Source organism: Paenibacillus sp. Y660 (assembly GCF_057221575.1).
This window is the reverse complement of the sequence record NZ_JBXBBJ010000001.1, coordinates 12,971-39,464: the sequence shown is the minus strand read 5'-3', so window position 1 is coordinate 39,464 and position 26,494 is coordinate 12,971. Positions and strand designations below refer to the sequence as shown.

The window sequence follows — 26,494 nt, the reverse complement described above, 5'->3', positions numbered from 1 at the left end:
AATGATCTACTTTAATTGATAGTGATAATTATTATCATTACTACATATCTCGAAAGGTGGATTTCTGTTTCCCATGATTAAACCAACGCTCCGAATAATTGCTTTATGTCTTTCTTTCCTGCTTGCCATCATCTCCATCCCGTTTGCCGCAACAGCGGCCGCTGCGCCGATCAAAGTCGTGCTCGACGGCAAGCAGCTCAGCTTCGACGTTCAACCGCAGGTCATTAATGGAACCACGATGGTCCCCTACAGTGTGATTACATCCAAATTTGGCGCTGCCTTAAGCCTGAATTCGAAGACAAAACAGCTGAAAGTCACGCGGGGCAAAACGACCGTGGAATTAACGATCAATAGCAATAAAGCAACCGTTAACGGGCAAGCTGTTAAGCTTCCCGTCAATGTCGTCGAGAAGAACGGCCGCACGCTCGTGCCGCTCCGTTTCCTCGGCGAAGCGTTCAGCTTGTGGGTCAACTGGAACGCCAGCACGCGAACGATTGATATCGATACGAAACGCATGATCGATCATGCTTTAGGTCAAACGACACTCACATCCGTTCCAAAGCGCGTCGTCGTCTTGTTCAACGGCATGGTAGACATCTCGCTCACACTGGGCGTCAAGCCTGTCGGTGCGGTTGAGTCGTGGGTTCAAGCTCCTTGGTACCACTACCTGCGCGCGGACATGGTCGGCGTCAAAAATCTTGGCAGCGAGCTGCAGCCTAACATGGAGGCCATCGTCGCCTTGAAGCCGGACTTAATTATCGGAGCGAAGCCTCGCCATGAGAAAATCTACAGCCAATTGTCCAAAATCGCACCAACCATAATGGTCAACCAACTGTTCGAATGGAAAACAAACCTGGATATCGCCTCCAAGGTATTCAACAAAGAAGACAAAGCCGCCGCTTTCATGAACGATTGGAACAAGCGAGTATCGGAATTCAAAGCCAAAGTCAAAGACCGAAACGCCGAGGTATCAATCGTCCGCTTCTACGATGACAATTCCGCTCGTATTTACGTTACCGGATTTGCCGGTTCCGTGTTGGAAGAGCTCGGCTTGAAACGGCCTAAATCACAGCAATCGCCTGACAAAGTGTTCGTCGATCTTGATTCGCAGGAGCAGATCCCGCTCATTAACGGCGATATCATCTTCGACATCACGTCCAGCAACAGCGGAGGGGACGAGTTCAAGACGCAGGCAGAATGGCAGAAGAATCCACTATGGAACAATCTCAAAGCCGTCAAAAATAACAAATACTACAAAGTTAACGACATTACCTGGAACATGTCCGGCGGCGCTACCGCGGCGAAAATGATGCTGGATGATCTGTTCTTCTACTTCGATATCTAAACAATGAAATATAGATTGCGACGCGGGGAAGAATGGGCCGAAACGGTCCGTTCTTCCTCGTGTTGCGGGAATGGAGCGGCGATCATGGAAAGGTTGTTCTCCGGAAACCTCGCTAAGAGCTCCGGTCTTGTGCTTGGCCTTCTCGTCTTGATTGCGTGCTTGTTCAGCAGCTTGGCGTATGGTATCACGATGATCAGTTGGAGCGACGTGTACCATTCTTTCACGCAATATGACGAGGCTTCTGACGCGCAAATCATCGTACAAACTTCACGCGTACCGAGGGCATTTACCGCGGCTGTGATCGGTGCCAGTCTTGCTGTTGCCGGTTCGCTGATTCAAGGATTGACGAGAAACCCGCTCGCCGATCCCAATATTCTTGGAATCAATTACGGCGCATCTTTCGCCATCGTATTCGCCGTCACCCAGCTATCCGTCTCCTCGTTGCCTGTGCTAACGGGCGTTTCCTTCGTAGGCGCTGCAGTAGCCGCCATCGCAGTGTACCTGCTGGGATCGGTCGGCCGCGACGGCTTGACGCCGCTTAAGATCATCTTGGCGGGAGCCGCGCTGAGCGCTCTGTTCTCTTCGTTCACACAGGGGATGCTCGTTCTCGACGAGCAGGGGTTAAGCCAGGTTATGTTCTGGCTGGCCGGATCAGTGGCGGGCAGATCGCTTGCCATGCTGAAGAGCGTGCTGCCGATTATGGCAGCAGGATGGATCGGCGCGCTCTGGATCGCAAGGCATATGAATGTGCTGACGATGGGGGAGGATACGGCGCAAGGCCTCGGACAGCGAACAGTATTCGTCAAGCTGGCCGCCGGCCTGATCATCGTGGCGCTTGCCGGCAGCTCCGTTGCGGTGGCGGGTCCCGTCGGCTTCATCGCGCTCATCGTGCCGACGATAGCCCGCCTGTTCTCCGGCAATGATTACCGCTGGAATATTCCTTACAGCGCGATTCTCGGCGCGATTCTCGTGCTCGCAGCCGACGTCGCGGCGCGCTTCGTCATCCAGCCGGAAGAGCTTCCCGTCGGCATTATGACCGCGATCATCGGCATTCCAGCCTTTATCGCGATCGCTAGAAAGGGGATAGTCAAGAAGTGAAACCCCATATACGCATCCGATTTGAGCGAATCCCTGTTTCTTTTTTCATTCAGAAGAAAACAATAATGCTGACGGTCGTGCTTGCAGCCGCATCCGTTGTCCTCTTCCTGCTGAGCGCTTCGCTCGGGGATATTCGCATCCATCCTTTGGATGCCATCCGCGTGATTCTCGGAAGCGGTACCGAAGAACAGCGGCTTATCGTTCATACGCTTCGTCTCCCCCGAATCGTCGCCGCGTTTCTCGTTGGCGCCGCACTTGCCGTCGCCGGGTCGATTTTGCAAGGCATTATTCGCAACCCGCTCGCTTCCCCCGACATCATCGGCATTACGAGCGGCGCTTCCCTTGCGGCGGTTGCGTTCATCAGCTATTTGGCGGGGACGGTCAGCATCGCCTGGCTGCCGATTGCCGCGATAGCTGGTGCGGGCATTACATCATTACTGATCTATTTGCTCGCATGGAAGAGAGGCGTGACATCGATCCGTCTCGTACTCGTCGGAATCGGTATCAACTTTCTGTTTGGTTCGATCACCAAAGTCATACTGATCAAGAGCCCGGAGTTTACAGCTTCGCAGGCCTACGTGTGGTTGACGGGCACGGTGTACGGCACCGATTGGAGCATTGCCTTGATGATCTTGCCGTGGCTGGTCGTCTTCATCCCGCTCGCATTCGTATTCGCTCGGAACATCAACGTGCTTCAGCTCGGGGACGATGTCGCGGCAAGCGCGGGAAGCGCCGTTCAGCGGCAGCGCTTTACTCTGCTTATGATTAGCGTTGCGTTAGCCGGAGCCGCTGTATCTGTAGGCGGGGCGATTTCGTTCGTCGGACTCATTACGCCTCATATAACCCGCAAGCTGGTCGGTCCATCGTTTGGCGGCATGCTGCCTGTGTCGGCCCTGCTCGGCGGGTTGATCGTCGCCGCGGCGGACACGGTCGCAAGGACGGCATTCTTGCCGTACGACATCCCGGTCGGCGTGTTCACCGCCGGCGTCGGCGCTCCGTTCTTCATTTATTTGCTTTATCGCAATCGAAATTCATAAACGAATCGGCTTCCCTGCACCTGTCTTTCGTTTCCCTCAACGGTTCCGCCAGAGCGGCGCAACTACGACAAAAAGATCACCAAAAGGGGTGATCTTTTTGTTATAGTGACTTCGTTGATTATTAATTGAGACATGTCGTAGAAATTTTCAGAAATAAATCCGTACTAACAGCCGTTAGAAAGTGTATGAATAACCGTTACCCCCTCGGGCGCTTGAATGTTCGCATGGATGATGTCGTTTTCGTCCAGATGCCAATCGACCAAAATGATGCCATTCGGTGTTTGTACAGATCCGTGACATTCACGAATGCCTCCCACCGGCTTCGGGTTAAACCGTACAGTCGCAAATCCGGTATCAACCGGCTCCACGCCAAGCACAGTTTGACATATCCATTGAACGGGAGTACTTGACCATGAGTGGCATAGGCTCATCCGATAAGACTCATAAGCTGTATAAGTGGTCAGCTCGTCATGAAAGTCTGATCCGGAATCCAGCTTGAACGCCTCCCAGAATGTAGTTGCCCCCTTCTCCAACATGCCTCCCCATACGGTCTTGATGATATTGTATGCTTCGTCTTGTCTTCCAAATAATGAATAGCATTCCGCCAATTGATACGCGGATAAGGGAGTGAAAGGATCTTGAAGTTCATAATGATCAAGAAATTCGATCGCTTTTTCCTTTGAGACGTAGCCGCTTAATATACCCAGAACCTTGGTGGCAAGCAAATGAGTATCTGCCATAAACTCATCTTCCTTCAACCAGGCTATCGGCCACTGGAAATCCAGCTCCAGCTCCTGTAATTCATCAGCTATCCGCATTAAATCATTACGGGTCATAAGGTAGATGGCTTGAAGCGAAACCAGTCTCTCCGTCTGCGTTAAAGGAGTCCATTCAATCAGGATGCCTTGCTGAACATTCAGCCCGCCTTTTTCTAAATCTGTATTTGCTTCAACCCACCCTATATGACGCTTTAACGGCTCTTTCATCTCCATGAGAAATGATTTATCTCCCGTATGAAAGTAATATTCGCAAATGGATTTAATCCACCAAAGGGTATATTCGCATATGCCATTCATCCAATGGCCGTAAGGGGTCCCTACTCCAACCTCCTTGATTGCACGCCGAATGACTTTATGATCCTCCCACAAATAATAGCAAGATTTTGCAGCCAGATAAAAGTCGAATGTCCAGTTCAAACGATCGCGCTTTATGCCGTCCCACAAACCGATTTGATGGCAGATCCGACTGGTATGGGCGGAAACATCGAATATGGCATCCACCACATTCACGTCAGTTTGAATCATTCCCGTTTGGCGAAGACCGACGTGAACCGATTGAAATTTTAGGTTTACTTGAAAATCCTCGCCCTGTTCTTCAAAGATGAAGATACGTATTAAGCGAAATCCTTGCGGAAGGTTCCATTCGGTTTGACCTGCTGGTATCTCCATCCATTCCGTAATGCAACCATCGTAGAAATTCAGTTCCTCTAGTGATTCCGCACCGTTCCAAAGCAGCTTCACACTACTTTTGCCGACATTTGAAGCATAGAAACGACAGTTGTATTCTTTCCCCAAGTCGAATAAGACGGAAGCTGTATGGGATAAATCCAGCGTATTTTGCCATTCACGCATTTTCTTCCATTGCGTCTGCTTTCTCAGATGATAGAACAGCTCCAAATTTTCCGAGCGAATAGAGATCATTTCCAGATTTCCACTGCTCTTGCCGGTCAAAATGGCTACGCCATTTGCTACTTCTGCATGCATATATTTCGCTGATAGGGCGTTGATATCAGGCAGAGAAAATGCCTCAATATCTCCGAACCCGCCACAGACGAACCAATCCGGGCTGTTTTCCAAATCTCCGAATGGCTCTTCACCAAGGCTGCAAATGATGGCTGCACTCTCGCCATCTGCCATCCAGCTCTCGTCTGTCGGCAACCAATAGTTGTCTGCCTCCAAATATGCGATCATCCCCACTCGCCGATCCCCTAAATAAGAATTAACTTCTCCAATGGGGATAAACTTGCTGCAGCTCATATCGATCTGTATCTTATGCTCGCCTGCTGGGAGCCTTTGCGGAAATTCATCTATTCGCATCCACCCGTCGATATTGGACGCCTCTTCTTCCTTCTCAACCAATAGCGAATGATTCAATCGAACTTTTGCTGCCCCAGTAAATGAAGCGTGAAAAGAAACGTTCAGCAACTCTCGATCGATTATGAACTTAAGCGAAAAAACGACAGCAGGCCGTTTTTCCCATTCGTTATGCCATATCCATTTCGGAAGTGCCTTTACATTCATGATCGTCATATTCTTTTTCTCCCTGCTTCTCAATTCCTTGAATTTATGGAATGCATTACTGTTACATTTTTAAGGCGCCCTGCGTCATGCCTTGGATATAATACTTCATCCCGAAAGAGAAGATCACAATAAGCGGTACGGAAGAGATGGCATATGCTGCAAATTGAGTCCCAACATCGGTAATGCCAAATTGCTTCGTGAATTGCGTCAACCCTACCGATATAACTTGAATACTGCTATCTTGAATTGTCAGTAATGGCCAAATGTAGTCGTTATACACCCCTACAGACTGCATAATGAATAAGGTGGCCAAGATAGGCAGAGAAAGCGGAATGACGATCTGCCAGAACACTCGCATTTCAGATGCTCCGTCAATACGCGCCGCTTCGAACAATTCACTTGGCAGCCCGGACATATAACTTCGGCAGAGAAACGTACCGAATACTTGCCCACCGGCAGCAGCCGATATGATAATTACCCAAGGTGTGTTAGTCAGATTCATACTCTCATACAGTACGTAGGAAGGAATCAGGGTTAGAATACCTGGAATCATCATAATAGCCAGCATCATGAGGAAAAGCATCTCTTTGCCTGGAAACTCTTTCTTGGCAAATATATAACCGGATATAGCGGAAAGCAGCATGACGAAAGCACTCGCAACTACTGCATAAACCAACGTAGCCCTTTTTTTTACTCTTTAATCCGGCCTTCAATGACTTCGCATCCTGACTGGCGATCATGGTTTTGTCCCTCCTTAATCATTCGATGTTTTAATAAACTTCATGTTGATGATTGTAATAACCAGGACAACCATGAACATGCTTACGCCAAGTGCTGATGCATAGCCGAGATCATTGAATTTTGTTGCGGCATAGTACATTTGCAAGGCAGGAACGTAAGTAGAATCCATCGGACCTCCGCCGGTTACAATCAGAATGCCGTTAAAGTCTTGAATAATGCCAATCAGCGCCAAGATCAACAAAAATTTGAACTGGCCCGCAAGAAGCGGCAGATGTATAGACCGAATGATCCGCGGCAAGCCAGCTCCATCAATTTTAGCCGATTCAATTAACTCGCTTGGGATCGACAATAGACCTGCATAGAAAACAAGCAATTGAAGGATGCCTATAAACGGAAAACCGATAAAGATAATCGACCATATTGCGGTGCCCGGATCCCCGAGCCAACCATGTGCCCATGAGCCGAGCCCAATGACTTCCAAGAAGTTGTTGAATAAGCCTATGTTCGGATCATAGAAATTTTGCCAAATTAATAGAAGCGCAACGCCTGGTATAACCATCGATGCCGTAAAGGCGGTGCGGAAGCCGTATTGCAGCTTCTTGCTTCGCAAATGATAGATTAACTCTGCAGTTATTAGCGGAGGAATTAACGTTTTAATTAATCCTGTTACGATGAGCAATAATAGATTTCCTATACCTTTGGCTACGTATGGATCAGTGCTTTATCACCGCGCTGTGATAGACACGATCCCAATCTGCGATGGATAAGTGAGTTTCGGTTAACTCCGTTCTTTTCCGTTATCGGCGAACAGAATGCTCAGGCATTTGCCTCCAAACGTCTCGCTGTGGTAATACGCAGATAATAAAACATCCGTTGGTCGTAGAAGAGAGTTAACCCTGCCATCTCATGGAAATTGTCCGGCTCGAATTCGACGCATGTCTCAACGATGACATTGAAGGCTTGCAGTCTCCAGGCAATCCGGCTCTGCTCGTGAAGCTAGAATAGCGATTCCCTTCCCCTTATTCGCAGAAATCCCGGCCGCGCCCTATGTCACTAATCTTAAAATCCAGACTTATAATGCCGCCTGCTTAACGACTGCGGACTATATCGCCAAAAATGTTTCACAATCACACCATCTCTGAGCGATAATAGTATTATCGTATAGAGAGTCTATAATTAGTGAGGGCTGAGACTATGAAAGTATGGGAGCTTGACAGCGGAAGTAAAGTTCAAATTACAACTAAAGATTTTGATGTCGATTTCAATGGTTATTTCGACTCTCAGTTTATGGGAAATACGGTAGATAAATGGAAAGAAATTGAGATGCATATTTACAAAGGAAAAGGGGTTGCTTGCGATTCTTTATCCTTTGTCTCGGGGAAATTGATATGGAGCAAGAAAGCAATTGACCTGCTTCAGGCGGCTATTTATGGACGCGCAGAAATTTTGCCCTTACAGCTCGAGGACTTCCCTGTCGCTGCGGTTAATGTCACTAACATTGTCGATGCGATTAACCGTGAGCAAGCAGTTGAGAAAACATTATCCAGCGGAACGTTCATTGGCTATGAATCTTATGCTTTCCATCCGGAGCGCCTGCAGGGTGAGTTTATTTTTAAAATTCCTCAGCAGCTCAGCACAAAAGTTTTCGTAACAGATGTATTTAAAGATTTCGTAGAAAGCCATCGGCTGAAAGGTTTTGTATTCCATGAAGTATTTGCATCGGAGTACATGAACACGCCACAACCGGCTGTATCTGAATCTGTGCCTCAATCTGGCGAGTACACTTATGAAGAAGCGATGAAGATCGTGGAGGAAGGCCAGTGGGCGGTTGTTAGCGGCGATCATAAATGGCAGAAAAACGCTAACGGAAAGGTTGTATTGGGGGATCTGCTTCCGGATGGATCATATGCTTGGTCCGTGCCGGTTTATATTCCTATTCCGTTTTTAGAGATAAAATGGAAGCTGTCACCTCGATCCAACCTATAATAGAAGTAAGGACATATTGCCGGTCGTTTGACCTTTATTAGGTCTAACGCTTTTTTATTGAAAAATCCTCATATCAAGCATATTTTCCGTCAAATGTACTATATGGTGAATACTGCGTTCTCCAGTATTGGTGAGTACTGCGTTCTCCAGTTTTACTTAAATCAGGAGAGTAAACCTTACTTTATTCTCTGTAAGACGCTCAAAAAAACCCTCATGTTACCATGAGGGAAAGAGTGAACTTGGAGGGGATATTACCAAGATCAAGGGCTGATCCTACTGGGTTCTCCATATTTTGTCTCATTCGTTTATATAATTGCTTCAATTGCTAATATAATCGGTCTCAGTCGTAAGTATTACTCACAATTACCCACAATACTTACCGTAAACCTAAATCTTATAAGCCTTCATCGCTTTGCGAAGCTCTTTAAAGCTAGGACGCTTGCCGTACATCAATACGCCCGTGCGGTAAATTTTGGCCGAGAGCCATACAGCAGCGTAGATGGTGACGAGCAGAATACCGATCGATGCCCACACTTCCCATACTGGAGGATCGGTCAAGCCTAGTCTCAGAAGCATAACAAACGGCGAGAAGAATGGAACGAAGGAGGATACCTTCACTAGAATGCTGTCTGGGCTTGAAATGCTGAATATGGAAATGTAGAAGCCTGCCAGCGAAAGCATCGTAATCGGCAGCACCGCCTGGCCCAAATCCTCTGTACGGCTGACAATGGATCCCACCGCAGCGAACAACGTTGCGAACAAGAAGTAACCCGTCAAGTAGAACAGTACCGCGTACAACAGCAGCATTGGATCAATTTGTGTTAAATCGATATTGAACTGGCCTAGCATTTTATCGTTATGCGGCAGCGATATGTTTACGATAATTACGAGCACGTAGATCGTAATTTGGATAAGCCCCACCAAAAACATGCCGACGATTTTACCGAACATTTGCTTAAGGGGCGATACGCTCGTAATAAGAAGCTCCATAACGCGCGAGCTTTTCTCTGCTGTAATTTCCGAAGCGATCAATTGACCTGTAATCATAATAGCCATGAACAGAAGGACGACGATGAAGTATACCAGTCCCATATTAACGGCTTGCTCTTCCGGTGTTTTGCCATCGCCTACATTGCCTGCGCCTTCGCTAGCGGAAATTTGTACCGATGCGATTTCGATCGGTGCATTCAGCAGCGCTAGCTGCTTATCTGTTAATCCAGCATCCTGGAGCACGGTAGCTTGACGAATCGCTTGAAGACCATTCTGAATTGAGCTAGTCAGATCAAATGCCAGCAGCTTCTCGGATTTATACGTGATTTCCGGAAAGCCACTGTCTGTCATTTTGCCAAAAGCCAAGTAGCCTTTAATGTCTTTAGCCGTAATCGCCTGCTTCAACTGCTTCTCGTTCTCTGCATCTGTGCCTTTATCCTCGTAAGGAACAAGCTTTACTCCCGGCTTCTCCTGCAGCTCAAAATATGCTTTAAGCTGGTCACCCGTCGCCGCACCTTCTGCTTGTGTGGATTGAATATAACCAATATTAGTTACTTTGTCGCCGCCGCCGAATTGCGAGAAAATATAAGGTAGATTTATAGCGATTGTCATAATAGCGGCAATAATAAGCGTCGTAACGAGGAATGCTTTGCCTCTGAATTTATTTTTTAACGTAAAGCCAACAACTGTCCAAAAATTACTCATGGCTATCACCGCCTACTGTTTTAATAAAGATTTCGTTTAAGGTAGGTTCCTTAATCTCGAATCTTGAAATGTTCGACTGTTCCAGGGCATGTCGCAAAATCTCTCCGCCTACCGCTTCATTTGCAATGCCAACTTCATAGCCGTACTCATGGCGGTTAACGCTGGTAACCCCGGCAATCCGCTCGATACCCGCAACTTCCTTCTCGGTGCTGAGAATAACGCGCTCCTTCGGGAATTGCTTCTTAATATCCTTCAAATTCCCCTTCAGAACTACATTTGAGCGGTGCAAAATGGTAATGTTTCGGCATAGCTCCTCGACATGCTCCATCCGGTGAGTGGAGAATAGGATGCTCGTGCCTGAGTCACGCAGCTCCTTCACCGTTGATTTCAATAGCTCGACGTTAACCGGATCAAGTCCGCTGAACGCTTCATCAAGGATGACGATTTTCGGAGAATGGATAACACCAGCGATAAATTGAATTTTTTGTTGATTGCCCTTGGATAGCTCTTCTACCTTCTTGTTGTAATACTCCGGCACCTCGAATCGGTCCAGCCATTTCTTCAAGCTTTGCTCCGCATCCTTCTTCGACATGCCGCGCAGCTGGGCTAAATAAATGAGTTGATCGCTAATGCGAACCTTCGGATACAGCCCTCTCTCCTCCGGCAAATAGCCAAGATTGCGGAGCTGATCATTGCTGTAAGCTTTTCCGTTGTACAAAATTTTTCCTTCATCCGGGTAAATAAGGCCTAACACCATTCGCATCGTCGTTGTCTTGCCTGCACCATTGGCGCCGAGCAGGCCGTAAATTTCACCCTCGCTAACCTCTAAACTAATACCGTTGACAGCTGTTTTATCCCCGTATTGCTTAACAACATTTTCTACTATTAATGGATTCATTTCGTTGCTCCCCTCGATTCATTCGTTCTTGTACTTAATCGATCCTGCATAAGCAGCGCATTCATAATTTCATCGAGCTCAAGTGCCTGCCTGCTGACGATCTGGTAACCTTCCGCAGCACACCATTGTTCAGCTTCAGCTGCTTTATTCGTCGTTATGCGGTACGTTATTCCACCCGTATGCTCCACGCCGCATTGGCCTGGAATCAACGCTGCCTTCTTCGGATTTAGCCCCGTGCCGCTGACAAAGATCGTAAACCAGCTGCTGAACAGCTCATCCTTCTCATAGATGCCAAGCACCCGTCCCTGAGCCATAAACACGATATAATCGGCAAGACGTTTCACTTCTTCAATAATATGGGAGCTCATGAGAATGGTCCGATCGCCGCGGTCCATATACCGATGAAGCACCTCGATCATCGTTTTCCAAGCAAGCGGATCAAGTCCTGAGGATGGTTCATCGAGCAATAGCAGATCAGGATGATGAGCCAGCGCTAACACAAATTCGAATTTGCGGCGCATCCCCTTTGACATTTTGCCAAGAACTTGATTATCATCGACCTCTAGAATATGCAGCAGCTCGCGATAGCGATTGACATCCCAGTTGTCATACCAAAACCGGTGAAATGCTGCCTTCTCCGTCCCCATCATGCTATCCTCGTGTGCAGAAGATTGATCATGCAAATACCCGATTCTTTTCTTTAGTTCAGTGCCGAGCCCCTTCTCTACTTGATGACCAAGCAGCTGAATCGAGCCCTCATCCGCTTTATCGAGATCAAGCATCAAGCGGAACGTCGAGCTTTTGCCGCAGCCGTTAGGACCAACAATAGCTGTAATGTAGCCGCTCGGAATACTCATATGAAGCGGTCCTAGCTTGAAATTCGATCGGTTCTGCACAACGCCGTCCAGTTGAATGGCAATCGTATCCTCCATCATGCGTCCCATCCTTTATTCAAAATGTTTTTTCATCGCGTCTTTAAACATCGAATCCAGCTCTTCCTCCGTACACTGAACCCGCTTGCCCGCAACGACTGCCTGATCAAATGCTTCAATGACAGCGGCGAGCCGATGCCGGTCACGTTCCTGTTCTCCAACCTGCGCCACATAAGTGCCGGTTCCTTGCCTCGTTCGAAGCAGCCCTTCCGCTTCCAAATCGTTATATACCCGCTTTACGGTAATGACACTGCATTTAACCGTTTGCGCAAGCTCGCGAATCGATGGCAGCAACGTCCCTTCTATTAGCTGTCCGCTTACAATTAATGCGCGAAGCTGTACTTCGATCTGATGATATAGCGGCTCTGCGCTTTGCTCGTTAATTTGTATGGGCAGCCGCATGGCCTTCACCTTCTTCCATTCTCTAATGACTAAGCGCTATAGCTGCGTTTCTCAAGACGGTTTTCAATGCGATTCACTCCAATGAAGATGGCTGCAACACTTATTGCGATAGTCGCTAAAGCAATCCACCAGTGTCCGCTTGTGATCGCTTGCAGGGATGCGGCAACAATATTGCTATCCATCAATACTGTTAGACAACTCGAGATAACGAGTAGTACAAAAATATAAACCATGTTAAACAAGAAGTATATTTTGCCTGTATGACCAACTTCCCAGTAGACGTAAGCAATCGCCATCGATAAGGAGTAACCGAACCAGAAAAGCCCATAGATTGCAAAATGCAAGGCAGATATGTCCGCACCCATATCTCGTATGAAGATGAATTGTATGATGAAAAATAACAGCTGCGTTGTTAACAATACAATAGCTAGCTGTATAATACGTCCCAACGCAATTTGCTTGGATGAGATCGGCAGCGTTCGCCAATACGCTAATTTTTTGGTATAGCTATTATCCTTCCAGTAACGCAGCATCGCTTGATTAAGAATAAAACCCATACAAGGGAATAACGTTAGATAAACAAAGTCTGCAGCCCAGTAGAGCGCCTTCTCTTTGTTGCCTTCAATCACATCATTTAATAATGGAACCGTGAATAACAATAAATAGCCGATAAAAAAAATCGATAAGAGACTTTTCCAACGATCCCTAGCCAGTTCATGCTTCGCTAAATACCAAGCGCCTTTCCATAACCCCATTGCAATTGCTCCCTTCGCTCAACCAGTGAATATACTGTATATATCTTTATACACAGTATATTCACTGTGTACACCTTTGTCAACACCTCCCAATAAATAAAAAAAGCCATACTTCCGAAAGAGTTGTCTCTCCCGAATGCATGGCTTTCCCACTGACTATGAATCGTAATCTATCCGAAAATCGCTTTTATCATAGGCTCCGTATGACCGCCCGGATACATGAGATAAAGCAAAACATAAACCATGGTGCCGGTAATGGCGGTTACGAACCAAATAACCGAAGTAACCTTTCCCCACTTCCGATGCTTAGCGAATTTCTTCTTGTAGCCAAGCGTAAGCGTCGTAATGCCAAATACGGCAGCAACCGTCGCAAGCACAATATGAAACAATAAGAAAACGAGATAATATGGCTTTAATCCATCCGGCCCGCCCCATGAGGTATTACCTGCAAAAATCGTTCGTGATGCGTATACGATAAAAAAGATTATTGCAGCTACCGCTGCATAGAACATCACCTTCTGATGCTCCTCCAGCCTGCGCTTAATGGCCAGTCTCCAGCCTATGGCTACTAGGACTGCGCTAAGCACGATGAAGAAGGTGCTAATTGTCGGCATAATATTATAAATGTTCAACTCTACCCCACCTATTGTTCTTATAATGATTGGTGCTAAGCCGTACCTTTATTCGTATTTGGCAAATCATCTTCCGTATGCTCTCGTTTGAACCATTGCTTGAAAATATAGGCCAAAATAATGCCGTACATAATCTCCTGCACAAACTTCATCACGATTCCGCCAAGCTGCTGATCCTCAACGACATCCATAATATTAAAAAATTGCGGACCGCTGAAGCTTTCCAGCAATCGACTAGGATCGCCCGTTACGCAATAACCCATTGCAGTCACCCATACGTCAGGATCGCTGTAGATGGCATACATGGACGTTTTCGCAAAAATAATTAAGGCGCAGGCTGGTGTAAGCAGCATTCCGTTCGCAAAAACATAAGCCATTCTTTTCAAATCGGTTAGTCTTGCCCACTCTGGTACAGGAACAGCAATTTGCCACCACATCATAAACGATGTAACGAGCAAAATAAAATAATAAAGACGATGCACAGCAAAGTGCGTCATCACATAGTCATGGACAATTGGAATATGATATACCGAAAACAAGACATTAAACAGCACAAGACAAACAATCGGATGCATCATAAAGCTAAGCTTTTTCCAAAACGGCATCGAGAACAGCTTTTTCCATAAAAAGCTTGGTACGCCTAGTAAAACTAGCGGCGGTACAATCAAATAAGACACAGACATATTGATCATATGAAATGTAAACATAAGGTGGCCTAATAGATTAAAAGGCCCTCCGTGCACCAAATAAAACATAATAGCAGCAGAGACGAACATCACCTTTTGCAGCCTAGTTGCTGCCGGCGCTTGCGGATCATTCTTCTCTCGCCATGGACCGATCAGGTAATAATATAGAATGACGATTGCCGCCATCCCGAATGCAAACATGGGGGTCCACAATTCCTCGAAGCGAAAATACTGTAAGCCAAGCATCGTGGAAGCTCCTTTCAATAACGCTAGCCTATTTTTACAAAAGAGGAGGGACCCAAGCCTCGGGACCCTCCTCTCCTCCAATCAATCGAACATTACCACCAAGCCCAATACTCAGCCATAATGACACATGTGAATACGATGAATACGCCTGTCAAAATGCCGATAATGGCGAAAGTATGACCGCGGTCCTTCATATGCATCCAGAATGCCATTTGAACGAAAACCTGCAAAACGGCTAATCCGACTAAAATAATGTAAATGAAATCTTTGTTGATTTCTCCGCTGATTACAGTCGCGAATGCGATAAACGTAAGCAGGAGGGAGAAAATAAAGGCAATGATATGCTTCTTCGGTCCTTCGACCTTATGACGCTTGGGGCTTTCCTCTGTGGCTGGATGATTGCTGGCCATGGATTAAACCACCTTTCCCATCAAGTAAACGACGGTGAAAATGAATACCCATACAACGTCGATAAAGTGCCAGTACATACCGGCTACATATACCTTCGGTGCGGTAACAACAGTCAAGCCTTTTCTTGCGAGTTGAATGATAATCAATGTGATCCACGTAATACCGAAAGCAACGTGCGCTCCGTGGAAGCCAACAAGCGTATAGAACGAGGAGCTGAATGCGCTCGTCGTAAAGCCGTGGCCTTCATGTACATAGTGGTAGAACTCATAAATCTCTAGTCCTAGGAAGCCTGCGCCAAGAACAACGGTAATAATCAGCCAATTAATAAGCGCTTTTACCCTATTCGTATGCAGCGCGTGAACAGCGAATACGCTGGTCAAGCTTGATGTAAGCAATAGTGCAGTCGCAAGCGCAACGAGCGGAAGCTGGAACAGCTCATGCGCTGGAGGACCGTCAAGAACTTGATGGCGAAGTGCAAGGAACGCTGAGAACAACGTTCCGAACAATACTGTCTCGCCGCCAAGGAAAAGCCAAAAGCCTAATACTTTATTGCGTCCCTCGAGGGTCGCCTTTTCGGGCTCATGAGGCAATTGCCCCTCTACATGCGAATGCGCACTCATGCTTTACCCCCCAAATCTCTAAGGATTTCGTCTTCTTCAATGTGGAAGCCGTGATCATCGATTGCGGAACGCAGGAACATGCATCCGAACAAGATCAGAAGGCCAAAAATACCAACAGCATAACCAGTTTTGAATGAGCCGAACAGGTTGCCCCAATCATGAGCATACATGAATCCTAGACCTGCGATGAACAAGCCAAGTCCCATAAAGAACGGCAGGATTGATGGAGATGGCATATGAATCGGACCAATTGGCTCAGCAGGCGTCATGCCTTTGTGGCCATCCGATTTTTCTTTCCAGTAAGCATCATAACCGCGAACAAGCGGCGTTTGAGCGAAGTTGTACTCTGGCGGCGGAGATGGAATCGTCCACTCCAGCGTACGACCGTCTTCCCAAGGATCTGCCGGTGCATCTTGTGGTTTGAATGCTGTTATAACGACGTTCAGCAAGAAGAAGATTGTACCGAAGCCCATCAAGAATGCGCCAACCGTACTAATCATGTTCATTTCATTAAAGCCAAGACCGTCAAGATATGTCCAAATACGACGCGGCATACCAAGCAAGCCAAGGAAATGCTGAATGAAGAATGTTAAGTGGAAGCCGATAAAGAAAGTCCAGAACGTCAGCTTGCCAAGTGTTTCGTTTAGTATACGGCCGAACATTTTTGGCCACCAGTAGTGAAGGCCAGAGAAAATACCGAGAATCAATCCGCCTACGATAACGTAGTGGAAATGCGCTACGACAAAGTAAGAATCGTGATATTGAAAGTCAGCTGGCGCTGCTGCCAGCATGACGCCGGTAACGCCGCCCATTACGAAGGTTGGGATAAATCCTACAGCAAACAAATTCGCTGACGTGAATTTAATGGATCCGCCCCACATCGTAAATAGCCAGTTGAAAATTTTGATACCTGTCGGAACGGCGATAAGCATCGTTGCAATCGAGAACAGCGCATTCGCGACCGGTCCAAGACCAACCGTGAACATGTGATGCGCCCAAACCATGAAGCCCAAGAAGCCGATCAGGATTGTAGCGAATACCATCGAGCTGTAACCGAACAAACGCTTGCGTGAGAATGTACTTATTACCTCGGAAATAACGCCGAAGGCCGGCAGGATGAGGATATAAACCTCAGGATGCCCGAATATCCAGAAAATATGCTCCCATAGTACAGCGTTGCCGCCGCCTGAAGGATCAAAGAAATTTGCGTCAAACAATCTGTCGAACATTAGCGCCGCAAGACCAACTGCAAGAGCAGGGAATGCGAACAAGATAAGCGCTGAAGTAATGAACGCTGTCCATGTGAACATCGGCATACGCATGAACGTCATGCCTGGCGCACGCATGTTGATAATCGTTACGAGGAAGTTAATCCCCCCGATTAGCGTACCGATACCGGCTATTTGCAAGCCGAGAACGTAATAATCTACGCCATGGTCGCCGCTATAGGTCGTACCAGCGAGCGGAGCATACGATGTCCAACCTGCATCCGGTGCTCCTCCTGTAAACCAGCTGACGTTAAGCAGCACGCCGCCGAACAAGAACGTCCAGAAGCCAAGTGAGTTAACGAAAGGAAAGGCTACGTCGCGCGCGCCGATTTGAAGCGGAACGACCGCATTCATAAGAGCGAACAACAGCGGCATGGCCGCTAGGAAGATCATAGTCGTACCGTGCATAGTTAGGAGCTCATTGTATGTATCCGCGCTAACAAAGTCATTAAGCGGCTTCCACAATTGAACCCGAATCAAAATCGCTTCCAAACCGCCGACAAGGAAGAAAAATCCGCCAGCAATCATATACAATATGCCAATTTTTTTATGGTCAACCGTTGTCAGCCAGTCCATCAGACCACTGTAACGTTTGACCTGATGCGAATGCGCATGAGCCAAAGTAGGTACCTCCTTCAATCACCGATAAATTATTGTTGGTAGTTAAGCTTTAGTTCAGATAAATATTTAGCAATACCTTCAATTTCCTGCTCAGTTAGATCATAAGCTCCACTCATTTGATTGCCCGGTTTTACTTCTTCCGGATTTTTGATCCAACGGTGTAAGTTATCATAAACTGAACCTTCATTGGAATATTGCGGATCATCGGTGTTAACGAGTATACCTCCGACAGTCTCACGGCTTCCGATACCTGTCAAGTTAGGATATGCCGGTCCGCCAAGGTCGCCCACAGCGTGGCAAGATAGACATTTGCTTTCGAATGCTTTCGCAATAGCTGGATCGCTCGGAAGTGCTACAGGCTCTTTAAGAGCTGCTACCCAACGATCAAATGAAGACTCGTCCACTGATTTGACCTTAAAGTCCATCAGGCCGTGCGAAGGTCCGCAAAGCTCGGCGCATTTACCTAAGTAAACGCCTTCTTTTGGAGCTGAGAAGTACATAGCATTTTCATTTGCGCCAGGGTTCGTATCGATTTTACCTGCAAGCGATGGAATCCAGAACGAGTGAAGCACGTCAGCAGATTTCGCTTTAACGGAGATCGTCTTGCCTTTTGGAATGATAAGTTCCTGCGCTGTTTTGATTCCGTAATCCGGGTATTCAAACTCCCACCAGTATTGGTGTGAAGTAACGATTACTTGAACCGCTTCCGGATCTTTGCTGTAGTCTTTAGCTAAGTTAAATACGGATTGTACAGTCGGAACGCCTAAAATGATAAGCATGATGATCGGAATAACTGTCCAAATGATCTCCAGCTTATGATTTCCTTCAACTTGCTTTGGAATCGTATTGTCTCCCTTGCGTCTGCGAAACCGAATGATTACATACAAAGAAATCGCAAAGACGACAACAATCACAATTAACATGATTCCGATTGCCAGCTTCATCAGTCCGAATTGCTCTTCCGCTACAGGTCCCTGAGGATTCAGCGTCGACAAATCGCTCCGCCCGCAAGCCGCTAGCACCAGTACCATCATGGCCATAAGCGGCGCAAGCCGTTTTACAAATCGCCACCGTTTCATCATTAATCAACCCCACTTTTGACGTTTTCGCAGCTGCCTGATTTTAACGTGGCATGCGGCTGGCTGCGTGTTTCACAGATGTTATTACAACTCCTGCAACTTAAATCACTTTATTAAATATAAAGTTGAAGCCCCTATTTGTCAATGTTCCACAGAGAGTTCACAAATTGTTCTCAAAGCTGTCAAAAACGCATTATTCCAACGTTTTTAAGCTATTGCATTTCATTTTGCAGCATGTCTGTTCGACTTGCTCTCTACCCTTCATTGTGCACCAAACCCATGGTCAATTATGTATGCTCGCTGAAACGTATATTTAAGCTGTCAAGGCAAAAACTAAAGCCATTATCGTATGAATGGGGGTCCGTTCTTAATGCTAAAACGAATGGCCGCACTGATGCTCTCCGCTATCGTCTTATCGGCTGCTGCCGGCTGCAATTACGAAGAGCTTGTCCAGAAAAGCGATACCGATTACGGCAGCCGTCAGGCCAACGATCCGAAGATGCTGGGCGGGAAATCTTATGGTCCAATGTCGAATAGCCCGCATCAGCATGACAATGCTTTTTTTGAATACAGCTCCGTTATTTCAAGAAAGGTTACTGATCTAAATGGCATTGCCTCTGCAATCGTCATGCTGACGGACAAAAATGCGTACGTAGGCTTGATGCTGGATTGGACTGCTGTCGGCACTCGCAATCACGGCGGTAAAACAGAGCAAGACAATACCGGAACCAATGAAGGGGTCTACAATCATGATACCGGCAGCCCTTACGGCAACAGCCGCATACTCGTTTCGCCCTACAATTCCTACTTCTCCGTCAATGATATTAATGACTTGTCAGATGAGCTTAAGCAAACCGTCGCCCTAAAAGTTCGCGAGCTTGCGCCTACCGTACAAGAGGTTCATATATCGGCTAATATGGAGTTCGTCAATTATTTCAATGAATTTGCTAAAGAGGCTTGGGGCGGACGCTCCCTCATGCCATGGATTGATCAATTTAATAAGGTAGTCAAATATCACTTTGCCGGTGGTAAAGACATGCCGGCACCTATCACCCAGCCGGGAACCTATAGCCCTTCCGAGGCTCAAATGGATCAATAAAAAAATCTCTTCTATTATATATAGCAAAAAAAGGCTCTCTTTGCAGGAGCCTTTTTTTGCTATTACAATCTGTTCCTTTATTAGCGCCCTGAGCTGTTTCCGCTTCTGAGTGAATGTTTTTTCATTTTATTATCTCCAATATATATACTATACTTATGGTAGTAGCAATGGAGAGGGGATCTTCTAATTGAGCGCACATAATTACATTCCGAAAGAGCCTTTGCATATCGAGTGCAATATCGAGAAGACGCTGGACGTTATTGGCGGTAAATGGGCTTTTCTTGTTTTGCGAGAGTTGTTTTGCGGTACCAAAAGGTTCGGAGAAATACAGAGGCTGATTCCTGCGGTTAGCCCTCGTGCGTTGACAAGCACGCTCCGTCATCTGGAAGAGAAGGGCGTGCTTGAACGCAAAGTATTTCCAACCGTACCGGTAACGGTCGAATATACATTGACGCCAAAGGGCGAGGATCTGCATCAGATATTAAAAGAAATGAAACGCTGGGCTGCTATGTGGACCTAGCTTAAGGCTTCAACAAGTGATCCGGCAGTGATTTGGTACTCGCTTGAAAGCGATCGATCGCAGTCTGATAGACACGGCGATCACTTTCATTACGGGATAATCGTTCAAGGCGGAGCAGCTCCGCCTCAAACTGCTCGATCAGCATCGAGACGCGCTCTTTCGGTTTTGTTTGATTGTTTTGCGGCTGATTGCCCTCTTGCCCGGTTTGAATTTGCAGCTCGTCATTGCTGTCAAGTTGCGCGAGAAACACATCCGCCTCTGTCATATTCCTCTTTTTCAGCTCATGGAGCAGCCATTGCCGATCATGCCCCAACTTACTGAGCACCTCATCTTGGATGTCCCCATCCATCAGTACGGTCTGCGCTTCCCACTCGTTAGCCACATTCCATCCGAGTACATCAGGCGTTATAGGCTGATACTCCTTCTTCAGCATCACATTGACTTCCCCGCTTGACTCCATAACGGCAAACTCGACATCTGCCACGCGGTAAACGTCTTTTTTCCGCAATTGTTCAAGCATTTCATCCAATGTCAATCGTTCTTTATGCAAATTCTTTCTGAGCAGCTGTCCATCTTTAATGAGAACCGTTCCTTTGCCGTCAATAAAATCACGAGCTTTTTTACTTTTCATCGTCAAAAATTCCATAGCGACCGATACGCTGACCCATACCCCTAACGAAACCAAACCCAAAAACCATAAATTATCGAGATCAAGCGAGATATAGGCGGCTATGTTACCTATAGATATGCCTGTTATGTACTCGAATAGAGACAGCTGTGAAATTTGACGTTTCCCTAACACCTTCGTTAACGCAAATAGAATGACAATTGCCGCTAGCGTTCGTAGGACAATTTCAAACCAACTTGGCATTTTGACTTCCCCCTTTCCATCTCTAGAGTATCCAGAAAGGTAAAAGTCATGCGTTTTCCATTTAGATGTTGCATTTCATTCTGCAGTGTAGTATTATAGAAAGAACGTATTATATTTAACCCCAGCAAATCCCCAGTAAGATTCAATGTTTTCCTCGGATTTTGATTTCTTTGCTGTTAATTCTCAAACCTGTTACGTGATGTATTTCTGATTCACACTGGCGCGGTCATCGGAGCCGCGAGGACGGAAGAGAGGTAGGGCTTTCGTTGTTTTAGAATGCGAGTTTTAAACAACTTGGTACACATGCTGTTTGCTGTTAACAAGGGGATTCCATACGGCCTTTCGCTCATGAAGAGGTCCGGTTAAATATAAGATACACACAGGGCTGTCTTGCTAGTGCATTTATGTACTGGCAAGGCAGCCCTATCCAATCTTCAACACCTTTTGCTCTAGCCTAATCTCGTCTCACGAATATCTGCTTTTACGCCCTCTGGCACTCGAATCCTCACTTTCGCATGCACGGGATAACAAACCTCCAGCTTCATTGCCGAACCACCCTGCTCCACTCGCCAAGAAACATCGATTCGCCCTCCGCCTGGATGCGGCACGCTGCCCTTCGCCCATAAGAGACCGCATAGGTTAGGCGCGATTTCCACCTCGGTCCATGCTGCCGTCAGAGCCTTTACCCCTAACAGCTCACGGCCTAAGAAATAGGCAGGCGCCGATGACCAAGCATGACAGTGGCTGCGTGTCAGCATATCCTCATGCGCGCGATTTTCGGAAAAGTTCGGATACATCTCCCAGCAAGTCGTCGCTCCATTATCGATCATAACGCCATAATGATGGCGAATGTCTTCTACGATTTGCTGCGCGTTGCCTGATTTAGCTAAAGCTTCATAATAGAAGAACGACATAAATGGACTTCCGATTTGTATAAAATGCGCTGGCGGCTGCTGCATATATTGCGTTAGCCGCTCATAGCGCTCGCCCTTAGCAACCTCGGTCAAAGTCGCTACAACCTGCGTCTGCATGCTGAGCACCTCTGATCTTCGCCCATCCGCATGAATACAATCGATATAAGCCTGATTCTGTTCATCCCACAAATGCTCGTTGATCGCGCTCGCCAGCTTCTTAGCCTCCTCCTTAAGCCAATCAGCCCCTGTGGAATCATCAGCGATTATGGCTAGCTCGGCTGTCGCTTGCAGCGTTTTGACAAGAAACATGTTCTGATGTGCAACGACTCCATCATTGGGCTGATCGATCGGCGACCAATCAAGGAAATTCCAGCCCTTAATGTTGAATAGCCCGTTTCCATCTATTTTGTCTACATAATGCTTCAACGTAAACTTCATATGCGCATACATTTCCTTCGCAAAATCACGGTCTCCCGTCTGCAGGTAGTACTCGTGACAAGCAAGCGCCCAGAAAAAAGTCCAGTTCGGAATGACGCTGTTCCAGCCGCTTGGCACTTGATTGACAAGCAGCGGCGTCTGCTCCTTCGAGCCCGGAACGAGCCGGAGACAACGCTTCACAATATCATTTACACCATACAAATAGTTGCTGATTAATGCTTCGTTGCGGCTGTCCCCTACCCAGAACACCTGCTCATAGGCAGGACAATCAACGAAGGTGTCCTCCATGCAAAGCTTCGCCGTATGCTGGCTAATTTGCCAAATATCATTTAACAACGGGTCTGAGCATTGGAATTTCCCAATCTCGGCAACCGGATAATTGCTCTGCAAGCAGGACAACCCATAAAACTTAACCGGCCTCGCAGCGCCCCGAACCGTCACCATTTGATAGCGGAAGCCGCGTCTTACCGAGGATACAAATAATTGTCTGCCTTGCCTGCAAACGTACCGGATCGTATTATCTAGTCCGTAAGTGTCTTGCCTGTAATGGCTGTTCATATATTCAAAGCCGTAAAAATCAATAACGGTATCCGCATCCGCATCTACCTCGAACGTCAAATAACCGGAATATTCTTTGCCAAAATCAATAATGAGCTCCGTGTCCGCCCCATGGAAAATCGGAACAGTGCCGGCCTCCGCATTTGGAATGACCATTTGCTGCAACGATGCCGGAATCGCTAGAGCTGTACTCTCCTTTTTATAGACGCATAGCGCGAATACATCGGCTTCGCTTACATATTTATTCGGAACCAGCTTTACCCATTCGGTATATTTCGATAAGTCATCCGACGAGGCAACCGAGCCTATGACTTCCATATAAAGAGGATGATTGCGATTAAACGACTGCCTTCCTTGATGGTCGATTTGAACAGCCGTTTCGAATGGACCAATCGAGCAAAACACCGAATGCTCTTCACCAGCGCCTTCCCAAGGCGAACGGAATGCAAACGGCTTCTCACAGTACAGCCCCAGATGAATAATGCCGGGATGAGACGGACCTGACACATCCACAAGCAGCAAATGCTCGCCCGCGTCAAGCTCCAGCTCCGCATATCGCTCAACGTCATTTCTGCCAAAGGCATCAATCGGCTTTCCGTTCAGCGTAGCGGCAACGATGCCTTCACCAAAAGCGGCACCGAGAATAACGGAAGCCGCTTCTTCGAGATGCAATAGCGACGCCGCATAACCTATATATTCGAGCTGATTCGAATGATTCTCACTGCCTGCTACCAAATGATTGCGCACATCTATTGCAGCCGACCAGTGAAAGGTTTTTACTTTGTTAAGCGCTTCTACGCGCTGCGGAAAAACCTGCTCTTCTGTCAGCAGAGGAATATCGCGAGGAATTAATGTCGTCCATGGGCCTTCCCCTACTGCTGCTATGACGAGCGCTGATGCCCAGCCTATATCGGAATAATCACGTTCCTTCCAGCTGTCATCCCACTCCGAGGCATCCAAATACTCAGAGAAAGCGTGCTGGCAAGCCATGCGTGTAGATCTTGAATGTTGACCGAGATAACGGGACGTCCGCCATGACTGATCGCTGCTCACTGTCTCCAGCACGCTGCCTTCTTCACTCAGAAAATCCAGCTGTGCCAGCAAGCCGCCGCGACCGCGTATATAATAAAAAGTCGTTACGCCAAAATGCATGACCATTGCTGCAATCGTATTCTGCTTTCCACGCTCAAGCAAATGTCCAACCTCATACGTATCATAGGATTGCTCTGTTTGCCAAGAACGAACGGGGCCACGTCCAAGCCGCTTTCCATTGATATACAATACATATCTTGAATCCGCCGTTATGCGAAGCGAGCTTTTGCTCCAGCCTTCCTGCGGTACTATAAAGGTTTTGCGGAAGCAGTGCCACTCATTGCGAGGACTCTCCTCCCCTTCTGTCCAAATCCAATTTGCCTGCCATGAACGATTCATTTATGTACCACTCCTTCGCCTTATTACCTCTGATTGTACAGCAGCGACAGAATGGACTAATAGGTTGATTACGACAAATATATAGGTGTAAAATGACATAAGATCAATCTTGCAAACGTATACGGTTCACTAGTATAGTTTCTTATTTTTATAGATTAGGGGCGCTTCCAGATGAAGAAAAATGTCATGCTCACCAAGGCCGAGCTTTATTTCAATGATGAGCTATCTATATTCGTTAATCGGGTAAGCGAACGATTCGAGCTGCGCGAGCATGCACATGAATTTGTGGAAATTTGTTATGTATGGGAGGGAAGCGGCTTTCATTATATCGGAGATAAGGCGCTGCGCGTAACGAAGGGAGATTTATTTTTGATACCCATCGGCATCTCGCATGTATTTAGGCCGTCCTCCTCGGCTGCGGATAGCCGTCTAATCGTGGGCAACTGCATCTTTAAGCAATCGGTCCTTGATTCCCTTACGAGCACGAAGCCAAATATGCTAAACTCGTATCGCTTTAAACATATTGGCGCTGATGTCATGACAAGCTGGATATCATTCAGGGAGCAAGCGCATGAATTTGGAGGTTTATTCGACCGCATGCTTCAGGAAACTCAGCAAGCCCGCTTGGGCTTTCATACGATGCTGCTTGCTATGCTGCTTGAGCTGCTTCTGCTGCTGGAACGTCGTTTAGAGATTGGGAGGCATCATAGTCCATCGAATGTCATCGAGCCTGGTGATCGTGTGGACACGATTATCCACTTTATGCGTTCACGGCTGCACGAGCCGATTTCACTGCGTGACGTTTCAAGGCAAGTCCAGCTTGGTGAGCGTCAAGTGCAGCGGCTTATCCAAGCCTCAACGGGGCTTACGTTTACGAGCCTTCTGCGCAAGGAGCGCATCGAACGAAGCTGCATCCTCCTTGAGCAAACGACGAAAACAGCGGTGGAAATTGCTCCCCTCGTCGGCATGCACGACATGAAGCATTTCCACCGCTTATTCAAGCAGTTGATCGGCATGACACCCATTCAATTTCGTCAAGCGTCACATCATGCAGCAAAATAATAAGGCTATTCCTCATAAATCATTTTTCTCGTCATGCCGCCATCAATCGTAATATGGGTACCCGTTACAAAATCATTGTCAGGGTCAGTTAAGTAAATACACGCACGAGCAATATCCGCTGGCTTGCCCACGCGCTGGGACGGATGCTGGGTATGATCCTCCGGCCGCAGCTTATCGTAATCGCCATTCTCGATCCAGCCCGGACAGATGGCATTGACGGTAATGCGATCCGGACCGAGCGACACCGCCATAGCATGCGTAAGCGACAGAATTCCGCCCTTCGAGGCCGCATAGGCTTCTGAATCCGGCTCCGACATCATCGCTCTCGTGGAGGAAATGTTCACGATGGCTCCGCCTCCGCTTGTCCGCATCAGCTTCGCCGCCTCACGCGAGCAGACGAAAGTGCCGCGAAGGTTGGTGTTCACGACGTCGTCCCATTCTTCAATCGAAAGATCATAGGGTGACTTCCATATGCCAAACCCTGCGTTATTTATGACGATGTCCAGTCTGCCAAGTATGGTCTCGATATCGCGGAACAATCCTACGATCTCATCAGGATTGCTCAAATCAACGACAAAGGATAGAGAGTCATAGCCAGCCTCCTGCAGCAGCTCGCCTGTCTGTTCCAGCCCGGCTTCATTTTTATCCACTAGAACGGGAAGCGCTCCGTGTTCCGCATAGGCGATTGCAAGCGCACGGCCTATTCCTGCTCCTGCACCTGTTATAAGTACTATTTTATCGTCATAGACAGACTCCATCTGAATTCCTCCTTAGCGATTGCTATGCTTTCAGTATGAGTGTAATCGAAAACCGTCAAAAATGAAAACGGCATTAACGCGCAAATAAACA

25 protein-coding genes are annotated in these 26,494 nt (G+C 47.3%); 7 read left to right on the top strand and 18 right to left on the bottom strand.

Features of this window, described 5'->3' with window-relative positions; translation table 11 throughout:
- Nucleotides 1-73 precede the first annotated feature (73 nt).
- The 3 genes from AC2TDN_RS00190 (at nt 74) to AC2TDN_RS00180 (ending at nt 3,480) form a co-directional block, all read left to right on the top strand.
- Nucleotides 74-1,345 carry a stalk domain-containing protein gene (locus tag AC2TDN_RS00190; RefSeq protein WP_484686621.1) on the top strand — a complete coding sequence of 424 codons (1,272 nt, stop codon included), beginning with the start codon at nt 74-76 and terminating at the stop codon, nt 1,343-1,345.
- 84 nt (nt 1,346-1,429) lie between these two features.
- Nucleotides 1,430-2,443, top strand: a complete 1,014-nt coding sequence (locus AC2TDN_RS00185; RefSeq protein ID WP_482065289.1) for a FecCD family ABC transporter permease — start codon at nt 1,430-1,432, stop codon at nt 2,441-2,443.
- On the top strand, nt 2,440-3,480 hold the full coding sequence (locus AC2TDN_RS00180; protein ID WP_482065290.1) for a FecCD family ABC transporter permease: 1,041 nt from the start codon (nt 2,440-2,442) through the stop codon (nt 3,478-3,480). The genes AC2TDN_RS00185 and AC2TDN_RS00180 overlap by 4 nt, the downstream gene beginning before the upstream one ends.
- A gap of 164 nt (nt 3,481-3,644) precedes the next feature.
- Here the strand turns inward: AC2TDN_RS00180 and AC2TDN_RS00175 are convergent, their stop codons facing one another.
- From AC2TDN_RS00175 to AC2TDN_RS00160, 4 genes are all read right to left on the bottom strand, one after another.
- The gene (locus AC2TDN_RS00175) at nt 3,645-5,789 is read right to left on the bottom strand and encodes an alpha-L-rhamnosidase-related protein (RefSeq protein ID WP_484686620.1); all 2,145 of its coding nucleotides are present in this window, start codon (nt 5,787-5,789) and stop codon (nt 3,645-3,647) included.
- A 52-nt stretch (nt 5,790-5,841) separates the two neighbouring features.
- Nucleotides 5,842-6,456, bottom strand: a complete 615-nt coding sequence (locus AC2TDN_RS00170) for a carbohydrate ABC transporter permease (RefSeq protein WP_484686619.1) — start codon at nt 6,454-6,456, stop codon at nt 5,842-5,844.
- 78 nt (nt 6,457-6,534) lie between these two features.
- Nucleotides 6,535-7,200: a carbohydrate ABC transporter permease gene (locus AC2TDN_RS00165; RefSeq protein ID WP_484686618.1), complete on the bottom strand. Its 666-nt coding sequence runs from the start codon at nt 7,198-7,200 to the stop codon at nt 6,535-6,537.
- 137 nt (nt 7,201-7,337) lie between these two features.
- Complete coding sequence (locus AC2TDN_RS00160) at nt 7,338-7,469, bottom strand: beta-xylosidase family glycoside hydrolase (protein WP_484686938.1); 132 nt, start codon at nt 7,467-7,469, stop codon at nt 7,338-7,340.
- Between the two features lie 246 nt (nt 7,470-7,715).
- On the opposite strand from AC2TDN_RS00160, the gene AC2TDN_RS00155 reads away from it, so the two are divergent.
- Entirely contained in the window at nt 7,716-8,507 is a 792-nt protein-coding gene (locus AC2TDN_RS00155; protein ID WP_484686617.1) for an imm11 family protein, read from the top strand.
- A 387-nt stretch (nt 8,508-8,894) separates the two neighbouring features.
- Here the strand turns inward: AC2TDN_RS00155 and AC2TDN_RS00150 are convergent, their stop codons facing one another.
- The 11 genes from AC2TDN_RS00150 to coxB all read right to left on the bottom strand — a co-directional run bounded on the left by AC2TDN_RS00150 (nt 8,895) and on the right by coxB (nt 18,755).
- Entirely contained in the window at nt 8,895-10,202 is a 1,308-nt protein-coding gene (locus AC2TDN_RS00150; protein WP_484686616.1) for an ABC transporter permease, read from the bottom strand.
- On the bottom strand, nt 10,195-11,100 hold the full coding sequence (locus AC2TDN_RS00145; protein ID WP_484686615.1) for an ABC transporter ATP-binding protein: 906 nt from the start codon (nt 11,098-11,100) through the stop codon (nt 10,195-10,197). Before AC2TDN_RS00145 ends, AC2TDN_RS00150 begins: the two co-directional genes overlap by 8 nt.
- The gene (locus AC2TDN_RS00140) at nt 11,097-12,035 is read right to left on the bottom strand and encodes an ABC transporter ATP-binding protein (protein WP_484686614.1); all 939 of its coding nucleotides are present in this window, start codon (nt 12,033-12,035) and stop codon (nt 11,097-11,099) included. Before AC2TDN_RS00140 ends, AC2TDN_RS00145 begins: the two co-directional genes overlap by 4 nt.
- Nucleotides 12,036-12,047: 12 nt before the next feature.
- Nucleotides 12,048-12,434, bottom strand: coding sequence for a GntR family transcriptional regulator (locus tag AC2TDN_RS00135; RefSeq protein WP_484686613.1), 387 nt, complete (start codon nt 12,432-12,434; stop codon nt 12,048-12,050).
- Between the two features lie 29 nt (nt 12,435-12,463).
- Entirely contained in the window at nt 12,464-13,189 is a 726-nt protein-coding gene (locus tag AC2TDN_RS00130) for a hypothetical protein (protein ID WP_484686612.1), read from the bottom strand.
- A 170-nt stretch (nt 13,190-13,359) separates the two neighbouring features.
- Nucleotides 13,360-13,803: a DUF420 domain-containing protein gene (locus AC2TDN_RS00125; protein WP_482065330.1), complete on the bottom strand. Its 444-nt coding sequence runs from the start codon at nt 13,801-13,803 to the stop codon at nt 13,360-13,362.
- 53 nt (nt 13,804-13,856) lie between these two features.
- Complete coding sequence (gene ctaG, locus AC2TDN_RS00120; protein WP_484686611.1) at nt 13,857-14,753, bottom strand: cytochrome c oxidase assembly factor CtaG; 897 nt, start codon at nt 14,751-14,753, stop codon at nt 13,857-13,859.
- A 92-nt stretch (nt 14,754-14,845) separates the two neighbouring features.
- Complete coding sequence (locus AC2TDN_RS00115; RefSeq protein WP_482065301.1) at nt 14,846-15,163, bottom strand: cytochrome C oxidase subunit IV family protein; 318 nt, start codon at nt 15,161-15,163, stop codon at nt 14,846-14,848.
- 3 nt (nt 15,164-15,166) lie between these two features.
- Entirely contained in the window at nt 15,167-15,784 is a 618-nt protein-coding gene (locus AC2TDN_RS00110; RefSeq protein ID WP_169087959.1) for a cytochrome (ubi)quinol oxidase subunit III, read from the bottom strand.
- Nucleotides 15,781-17,628 carry a cytochrome c oxidase subunit I gene (gene ctaD, locus AC2TDN_RS00105; protein ID WP_482065331.1) on the bottom strand — a complete coding sequence of 616 codons (1,848 nt, stop codon included), beginning with the start codon at nt 17,626-17,628 and terminating at the stop codon, nt 15,781-15,783. The genes AC2TDN_RS00110 and ctaD overlap by 4 nt, the downstream gene beginning before the upstream one ends.
- Nucleotides 17,629-17,702: 74 nt before the next feature.
- On the bottom strand, nt 17,703-18,755 hold the full coding sequence (coxB, locus tag AC2TDN_RS00100) for a cytochrome c oxidase subunit II (RefSeq protein WP_482065302.1): 1,053 nt from the start codon (nt 18,753-18,755) through the stop codon (nt 17,703-17,705).
- 367 nt (nt 18,756-19,122) lie between these two features.
- On the opposite strand from coxB, the gene AC2TDN_RS00095 reads away from it, so the two are divergent.
- The gene (locus AC2TDN_RS00095; RefSeq protein WP_482065303.1) at nt 19,123-19,851 is read left to right on the top strand and encodes a hypothetical protein; all 729 of its coding nucleotides are present in this window, start codon (nt 19,123-19,125) and stop codon (nt 19,849-19,851) included.
- Nucleotides 19,852-20,038: 187 nt separating this feature from the next.
- Nucleotides 20,039-20,371 carry a winged helix-turn-helix transcriptional regulator gene (locus AC2TDN_RS00090; RefSeq protein WP_169087951.1) on the top strand — a complete coding sequence of 111 codons (333 nt, stop codon included), beginning with the start codon at nt 20,039-20,041 and terminating at the stop codon, nt 20,369-20,371.
- A 1-nt stretch (nt 20,372) separates the two neighbouring features.
- On the opposite strand, the gene AC2TDN_RS00085 is transcribed toward AC2TDN_RS00090, so the two are convergent.
- Entirely contained in the window at nt 20,373-21,242 is an 870-nt protein-coding gene (locus AC2TDN_RS00085; RefSeq protein ID WP_482065304.1) for a DUF421 domain-containing protein, read from the bottom strand.
- Between the two features lie 449 nt (nt 21,243-21,691).
- Complete coding sequence (locus AC2TDN_RS00080) at nt 21,692-24,583, bottom strand: family 78 glycoside hydrolase catalytic domain (protein WP_484686610.1); 2,892 nt, start codon at nt 24,581-24,583, stop codon at nt 21,692-21,694.
- A 171-nt stretch (nt 24,584-24,754) separates the two neighbouring features.
- Between AC2TDN_RS00080 and AC2TDN_RS00075 the strand changes: the two genes are divergently transcribed.
- On the top strand, nt 24,755-25,645 hold the full coding sequence (locus AC2TDN_RS00075) for a helix-turn-helix domain-containing protein (RefSeq protein ID WP_484686609.1): 891 nt from the start codon (nt 24,755-24,757) through the stop codon (nt 25,643-25,645).
- A 5-nt stretch (nt 25,646-25,650) separates the two neighbouring features.
- On the opposite strand, the gene AC2TDN_RS00070 is transcribed toward AC2TDN_RS00075, so the two are convergent.
- The gene (locus tag AC2TDN_RS00070) at nt 25,651-26,403 is read right to left on the bottom strand and encodes an SDR family NAD(P)-dependent oxidoreductase (RefSeq protein ID WP_484686608.1); all 753 of its coding nucleotides are present in this window, start codon (nt 26,401-26,403) and stop codon (nt 25,651-25,653) included.
- Nucleotides 26,404-26,494: the final 91 nt, after the last annotated feature.

Bases quoted from the DNA above. Each gene is read 5' to 3' on its own strand.
- AC2TDN_RS00190 (WP_484686621.1), top strand. From the start codon at position 74: ATGATTAAACCAACGCTCCGAATAATTGCTTTATGTCTTTCTTTCCTG.
- AC2TDN_RS00185 (WP_482065289.1), top strand. From the start codon at position 1,430: ATGGAAAGGTTGTTCTCCGGAAACCTCGCTAAGAGCTCCGGTCTTGTG.
- AC2TDN_RS00175 (WP_484686620.1), bottom strand. From the start codon at position 5,789: ATGACGATCATGAATGTAAAGGCACTTCCGAAATGGATATGGCATAAC.
- AC2TDN_RS00155 (WP_484686617.1), top strand. From the start codon at position 7,716: ATGAAAGTATGGGAGCTTGACAGCGGAAGTAAAGTTCAAATTACAACT.
- AC2TDN_RS00150 (WP_484686616.1), bottom strand. From the start codon at position 10,202: ATGAGTAATTTTTGGACAGTTGTTGGCTTTACGTTAAAAAATAAATTC.
- AC2TDN_RS00145 (WP_484686615.1), bottom strand. From the start codon at position 11,100: ATGAATCCATTAATAGTAGAAAATGTTGTTAAGCAATACGGGGATAAA.
- AC2TDN_RS00140 (WP_484686614.1), bottom strand. From the start codon at position 12,035: ATGATGGAGGATACGATTGCCATTCAACTGGACGGCGTTGTGCAGAAC.
- AC2TDN_RS00135 (WP_484686613.1), bottom strand. From the start codon at position 12,434: ATGCGGCTGCCCATACAAATTAACGAGCAAAGCGCAGAGCCGCTATAT.
- AC2TDN_RS00130 (WP_484686612.1), bottom strand. From the start codon at position 13,189: ATGGGGTTATGGAAAGGCGCTTGGTATTTAGCGAAGCATGAACTGGCT.
- AC2TDN_RS00125 (WP_482065330.1), bottom strand. From the start codon at position 13,803: ATGCCGACAATTAGCACCTTCTTCATCGTGCTTAGCGCAGTCCTAGTA.
- ctaG (WP_484686611.1), bottom strand. From the start codon at position 14,753: ATGCTTGGCTTACAGTATTTTCGCTTCGAGGAATTGTGGACCCCCATG.
- AC2TDN_RS00115 (WP_482065301.1), bottom strand. From the start codon at position 15,163: ATGGCCAGCAATCATCCAGCCACAGAGGAAAGCCCCAAGCGTCATAAG.
- AC2TDN_RS00110 (WP_169087959.1), bottom strand. From the start codon at position 15,784: ATGAGTGCGCATTCGCATGTAGAGGGGCAATTGCCTCATGAGCCCGAA.
- ctaD (WP_482065331.1), bottom strand. From the start codon at position 17,628: ATGGACTGGCTGACAACGGTTGACCATAAAAAAATTGGCATATTGTAT.
- coxB (WP_482065302.1), bottom strand. From the start codon at position 18,755: ATGATGAAACGGTGGCGATTTGTAAAACGGCTTGCGCCGCTTATGGCC.
- AC2TDN_RS00095 (WP_482065303.1), top strand. From the start codon at position 19,123: ATGCTAAAACGAATGGCCGCACTGATGCTCTCCGCTATCGTCTTATCG.
- AC2TDN_RS00085 (WP_482065304.1), bottom strand. From the start codon at position 21,242: ATGCCAAGTTGGTTTGAAATTGTCCTACGAACGCTAGCGGCAATTGTC.
- AC2TDN_RS00080 (WP_484686610.1), bottom strand. From the start codon at position 24,583: ATGAATCGTTCATGGCAGGCAAATTGGATTTGGACAGAAGGGGAGGAG.
- AC2TDN_RS00075 (WP_484686609.1), top strand. From the start codon at position 24,755: ATGAAGAAAAATGTCATGCTCACCAAGGCCGAGCTTTATTTCAATGAT.
- AC2TDN_RS00070 (WP_484686608.1), bottom strand. From the start codon at position 26,403: ATGGAGTCTGTCTATGACGATAAAATAGTACTTATAACAGGTGCAGGA.